This window comes from Pseudomonas sp. Sample_23 (assembly GCF_004307595.1).
In the GTDB taxonomy this organism is placed as follows: Bacteria; Pseudomonadota; Gammaproteobacteria; order Pseudomonadales; family Pseudomonadaceae; genus Aquipseudomonas; species Aquipseudomonas atacamensis.
Map to the genome: position 1 here is coordinate 31518 of NZ_RCNX01000006.1, position 6000 is coordinate 37517.

Below are 6000 nucleotides of genomic sequence, written 5' to 3' on the forward strand. Positions count from 1 at the left end.
AAACGCTTTCGCGAGCAGGCTCGCTCCCACAGGGAAATGCATTTCAACGGTGGGAGCGAGCCTGCTCGCGAAGGGGCCATTACGGACACTGACAAGACCCGGCGCAGACGATGGTGTAAGCTCTCAAACTCTTCGGAATCGAACCTTGCGAGCCTTATGCCGTTGCTTTTCAAACGTTCTCTGCTGCCCAAACTGCGCAGCTTCGCGCTGACCGCCGAGGCGGTGAGCATTCTGTCCAGTGCTGCCGAATTCCGACGCTGCCTGCTCGAGCAAATCGCCGCAGCGACCCAGCGCATCTACATCGTCGCGCTGTATTTGCAGCAGGACGAAGCCGGTCAGGAAATCCTCGATGCCCTGCACGCGGCCAAACTCAAGCGTCCCGAGCTGGAAATCGCCGTGGTGGTCGACTGGTTGCGCGCCCAGCGCGGTTTGATTGGCGCCGGCAAGCAGCCGGGCAACGCCGCCTGGTATCAGGACATGACCCGCACGCACCAGAGCGAAGTGCCGATCTACGGCGTGCCGGTGCAGACCCGCGAGCTGTTCGGCGTGCTGCACCTCAAAGGCTTCGTGATTGACGACAAGGTAGTCTACAGCGGCGCCAGCCTCAACAACGTCTATCTGCACAAACTCGACAAGTACCGTTTCGACCGTTACCACGTGCTGCACAGTCGCGAGCTGGCGGATTCGATGCATCACCTGGTCAAGCATGGCCTGATCGAATCGAAAGCCGTGCACCGCCTCGACCTGCCCAACCTGCCGACTACCCGCAGCCTGCGCAACGACATCGGCGATCTGCGCAGCCGTCTGAAATACGCGACTTATGACACCGGCGCCGGCAGCACCAGCCGAGAAGGTCTATCGGTCACGCCACTGCTCGGCGTCGGCAAGAACAACCCGCTGAACCGGGCGATTCTCGAACTGATCGCCAGCGCACAGAAGCAGCTGACCATCTGCACGCCGTACTTCAACCTGCCACTGGGCGTGATCCGTGAGATCAACCGAGCGCTGGCCCGGGGTGTGAAGATCGACATCGTGGTTGGCGACAAGACCGCCAACGATTTCTACATTCCGCCGAGCGAGCCGTTCAAGGTGATCGCCGCGCTGCCGTATCTGTACGAGATCAGCCTGCGCCGCTTCGCCAAACGCCATCAGCACAGCATCGACAGCGGCCAATTGAACCTGCACTTGTGGCGCGACGGTGACAACACCTATCACCTCAAAGGCATGTGGATCGATCAGCGCTACACCTTGCTGACTGGCAACAACCTCAACCCACGGGCGTTCCGCCTGGATCTGGAAAACGCGCTGCTGATCGACGATCCGAAAGGCGAATGGCTGGAGCCACGGGCGAAAGAGCTGGAAAACATCTTCCGCCATACCACGCGGATCGACAGTTTCCAGACCCTGGAGACACTGCCAGATTACCCGGCAGGGGTGGCGAAGTTTCTCAAGCGGGTGAGTCGGGTGAGGATTGAGCGGTTGCTCTACCGGATTCTCTAGCGCTGCTGAAATCGCTATCGCGGGCAAGCCCGCTCCCACAGTGTTCGATGTCGTTCACAAAGCCTGTGCACACCTAGATACCTGTGGGAGCGGGCTTGCCCGCGATGAGGCGCTGAAGATTTAATTCAGACCCAACTTCCCGCGCATCATCGAAAGATCCTCCGCCAGCGTATTCACCGGCCCGACCAGCGCCTTGCGGTCGTTGTCCTTGACCTTGTCGTAGGTCTCAAACCCGCCATCCGCCGTCTTGTACTTGGCCAGAATCCTGTCGACCGTGGCGAAGTTCTTGTCGACTTTCGCTACGAACGTCTTGTCCTGCTGTTCGATCTGCGGGCGGAACAGATCGACGATCTTCTTGGCGCCGTCGATATTGCCCTGGAAGTCATACAGATCGGTGTGGCTGTAGCGGTCTTCCTCGCCGGAAATCTTCGTCGCCGCCACTTCTTCCAACAGCGCAGCAGCGCCGCCAACGACTTTCTCCGGCGGGAAGGTCAGACCGGCCACACGGGTTTGCAGATCCTGCACGTCTTTGTTCAAACCGTCCGCCAATGCGTCCAGGCCTTGGGTGGATTTCTCCGCGAACAACGAATATTCGATCCGGTGAAAGCCCGTGAAGTCCTCGGCCTTTACGCCTTTTTCGTGATCGTCGACACGCGAGTCGATGGACGCATCGAGATCGCTGAACAGCTCGGCAATCGGCTCGATCGACTCGTAATACACCCGCGTCGGCGCGTAGAGCTTCTGCGCGGTCGCCAAGTCGCCTTTCTTCACCGCGTCAGTGAACTGCTGGGTGTGGCTGGCCAGTTCATCGAGCTTTTCGGTGACGTAAATCTTGTAGTCCGACACCGGTCCCACCAGATCCAGCGGTGCAGTCGCGGCAAACGCCGCCAGCGGGGTGTTGAGCAAACCAAGGGTCAGCAATAACGCGAGTGGCGTCTTTTTCATGGGGCGGCTCCAGTGTCGGTTGGGTGTCATGCGGTTTTGTTTTGAGAGGTCGCAGCGAGTAACGAGCGACCGATGAAATCGTCATCGCCGGTCACGCCGGGCAGGGTGAAGAAGTAACCGCCGCCGACCGGTTTGAGATATTCCTCAAGCGGCTCGCCATTGAGTCGGGTTTGCACGGTGATAAAGCCTTTTTCCAGATCGGCCTGATAGCAGATGAACAGCAGGCCCATGTCGAGCTGGCCGTTCTTGTTGACGCCGTTGGAGTAGTTGAACGGCCGGCGCAGGATCAGATTGGCCTGGGTCGCGGCGGTGCGCGGGTTGGCCAGACGAATGTGCGCGTCGAGCCTGGTCAGCTTGCCGGCCGGGTCTTTGCTGTAATCCGGCACTTCGCTTTCCTTGTGGCCGCCGATGGGCGCGCCGCTGCTCTTGACCCGGCCGAGAATGCTTTCCTGTTCCTGCAACGGCGTGCGATCCCAGCGCTCGACGAAGTTGCGGATGATGCGCACCGCTTGGTAACTGCCGTGGGCAGCCCAGGCCGGTTCGTCACTGTCCGGTTGTACCCAGACAATCCGCTCCATCGCCTTGGCGTCGTTGGAATCGGGGTTGGCCGAGCCATCGCGAAAACCGAGAAAGTTGCGCGCCGACTGCGCCGGTACGCCGGGTTTGGCCGGCGCTTGCGGCGGGACGCTGCCTTCCTGTTTCCAGCGCACCAGCAGCAGGTCAGGCAGGTTTTTGACGATGTCGCGTAGGGCGTGAATGTTGGTGTCGGCGGTGTTGGCGCAGAACTGCAGACTGATGTCGCCATGGCAGCAATCGGCGTCCAGCGCATCGTTGGGAAAGCCGACCATGCGTTGCAGACGCTTGGGCTTTGCCGCCGCCAGACCGAAGCGCTCGTCGAACAGCGAATCGCCGACGGAAACGGTGATGGTCAGGTTGTCCGGGGTGACCACCGGGCCGAGGATGCCGGAGTCCAGCGGCGGCAGTTTCGGATCGACCTGCGCGACCGGGCCGCCCTTCATCAAAAACGCGATGCGTTCGTTCAAGGTGCGGAACAGCCGCTCGAGGTCTTCGCGATCGCTGGCCAGCACATCGAACGCCACCAGCATTCCGGAGGCCGGGCGCGGGGTGACGATGCCGGCCTGGTGTACGCCGTGAAAGTCGTGACGGTCTTCGGTCTTGTCGCTGCTCGGCGCTTCGGTGACTTGCGCAGGCTGCGCGGCCATGGCCGGGCAGCTCAGCGCCGATCCGGCAAGGGCGACACCGGCGGCGCCCATGCCCATCAGCACGCGACGTCGTTGCAGGTTGAGAGGTTCTGAATCGTTCATCTGTCGTGGTCTTCTGCTTACAGGCCGGAAAGGCCGAGGGCGGGGTCGATGCCATCCATTGCCGCGGCCAGAGCCTTGGCTTTGGCGGCGATCTGCTGGCGTTGCGCGGCGGTCACGGCGTCGTAACTGACGTAGCCATCGGCGGATTTGAACGCGTTGAGCTGGTTGTCGAAGTCACTCATGGCCTGGTCGACATTCGCCAACACGTCAGCGGCGGATTTGCTCAGCATCGGCCGCAGCAGGTCGACGACCTTGCGCGCAGTCTGCGTGTTGGCGGCGAAACCGTTGAGATCGCTGTGGCTGTAGCGTTCCTCTTCGCCGCTGCCGGCGCGCACATCGGCGAGGCTGTTGAGGTTACGCACGAGGATGCTGACCAATTGCTCCGGCGGCAGCGACTGCGCGAGCAACTGTTGCTTGAGGACGGTGACGTCAGCGAGCAAGCGCTGGGCAATCGGCGCGACATCGTCGAGTTTGCGTTGCTGGAACAGCGCGTATTCGAGGCGATGGAAACCGACAAAGGCCGGATCCTGCTCGCGCTTTTCGAAATAATCGGCGCGGGCATTGATTCGATTGTCGAGCTCGGCCAGGCGCTGCGCCGCCGGCGCCAGGCGCTGATAAGCGGCACGCGCCGGCAGGTACAACGCTTGCGCCTGCGCCAGATCGCCACTGGCGATCGCCTGATTCAGCGCCGTCGCCGCTTTGATCAACGCGCTGCCCTGAACGGCCAGATACACGCGAAATTCCGACAGCGGCCCGACGAACGCCACCATCGACGGCTTGGCCTTGGCGGCGGCATCGGAAGCGGCCGTCGGTGTGACGTGCAAGGTGCCGCGCGGGTTGCTGAGCAAGCCGCAAGTGATTGCATAGTCGCCCGGTTGCAGGTTGGCGTTGATCACTTGGCTCAGGCCCGGCGCGATGTTTTCCCGCTCTTCGACCACCAGCACGCCGTCGAGAATTTCCCACTCGACCGCACGCTCGGAGCGGTTGACGATGCGGAAACTGGCGCGGCCGGCCGGCACCGTCAGTGCGTTCGGCTCGCAACTGTGCGGGTGGATGTTGACGACGATTTCGTCATGGTTGTGCTGACGCTTGGCGGCGGCCATGTTCGAGGCGTACCAGAACAGCCCGCCGGCGGCGACCATCAGCAGCACCGAGCCGGCCAGCGCCCAACGCAGGGCCGGAGGGGTTTGGGTAGTAGACATGAAGGGCCTTATTGGCTGGAAACGGAAGTGGTTGGCGTCGCCTGGCGAGGCGCGGGCATGAAGAACATCACCAGTGCCAGCAGCAGATAAATCAGGTACGCGCCCAAGGTGCTGACGGTCGGTGCATCCTGATAACCGAACATGCCGGCCAGCACCGAGCCCAGCGGGCCGTCCATCGGCAGCGTCGCGCTGAAGTCGAACAGCACCGTTTGCAGGTGATTCCACAGCCCGGCTTCATGCAGCGCCTGCACCGAGTTGGCGAGAATCCCGGCGGCGACCACGAGGATGAACAATCCGGTCCACTTGAAGAACGCCGAGAGGTTGAGGCGCATGCTGCCGCTGTAGATCAGGAAACCGACGATCACCGCCAGAATCAGGCCGAGCAGGGCGCCAATCGGTGCGCCCGGGCCTTCGCTTTGCTGGAACACGGCGAGCAGGAAGAACACCGTTTCCAGGCCTTCGCGAGCGACGGCGAAGAAGACCATGGCGATCAATGCAATCACCTGATGCCTGGATTGCGTCAGCGCCTGATCCAGCGAGGCTTGAAGCGAGTGCTTGATCGACCGCGCGACCTTGCGCATCCAGAACACCATCGAACTGAGAATGCCCACGGCGACCAGACCGACCACGCCTTCGAACAACTCCTGCTGCTTTTGCGGGAATTCAGCACTGACCAGCTCCAGGCCACCGCCGACCAGCAGGGCAAGGGCAGCGGCGAGGAAGACGCCGATCCATACCGCTGGCATCCATTGACCACGGCCGGTCTGCTGCAAATAACTGGCAATGATGCCGACGATAAGCGCGGCCTCGATGCCTTCGCGCAACATGATCAAAAAGGGAACGAGCATTGGCGAGCCACAGCGATTTAGATAGGAGGCTAAGTTGTAACATAATGACACTCATTCCCAAATGGCATTCATTGACATTTAGCTGAACCTTAGCTGAACAACTGCGATGTTTGAATCGCCGAGTTACTGTGGGAGATTCTATGATTATCCTCAAGCGATAACTGCCCCTTTCGATTGATA

The 6000-nt window shown here is 61.2% G+C and carries 5 protein-coding genes; 1 reads left to right on the top strand and 4 read right to left on the bottom strand.

Annotated features, from left to right (window positions below; translation table 11 throughout):
• The first annotated feature begins 156 nt into the window (after positions 1–156).
• Positions 157–1500, top strand: a complete 1344-nt coding sequence (gene pssA / locus D8U82_RS01405; protein ID WP_130887281.1) for a CDP-diacylglycerol--serine O-phosphatidyltransferase — start codon at positions 157–159, stop codon at positions 1498–1500.
• A 120-nt stretch (positions 1501–1620) separates the two neighbouring features.
• Here pssA and efeO (D8U82_RS01410) read toward each other — a convergent pair whose 3' ends face one another.
• Genes efeO (D8U82_RS01410) through efeU form a run of 4 tightly spaced genes read right to left on the bottom strand, consistent with a single transcriptional unit; the run spans position 1621 to position 5820 of the window.
• A complete protein-coding gene (efeO, locus tag D8U82_RS01410; RefSeq protein WP_130901520.1) occupies positions 1621–2445 on the bottom strand; it encodes an iron uptake system protein EfeO in 825 nt (274 codons plus the stop codon).
• A gap of 26 nt (positions 2446–2471) precedes the next feature.
• The gene (efeB, locus tag D8U82_RS01415) at positions 2472–3770 is read right to left on the bottom strand and encodes an iron uptake transporter deferrochelatase/peroxidase subunit (protein WP_130887280.1); all 1299 of its coding nucleotides are present in this window, start codon (positions 3768–3770) and stop codon (positions 2472–2474) included.
• Positions 3771–3787: 17 nt separating this feature from the next.
• Entirely contained in the window at positions 3788–4972 is a 1185-nt protein-coding gene (gene efeO / locus D8U82_RS01420) for an iron uptake system protein EfeO (RefSeq protein ID WP_130901521.1), read from the bottom strand.
• 8 nt (positions 4973–4980) lie between these two features.
• Positions 4981–5820, bottom strand: a complete 840-nt coding sequence (efeU, locus tag D8U82_RS01425; RefSeq protein WP_041480384.1) for an iron uptake transporter permease EfeU — start codon at positions 5818–5820, stop codon at positions 4981–4983.
• Positions 5821–6000 lie beyond the last annotated feature (180 nt).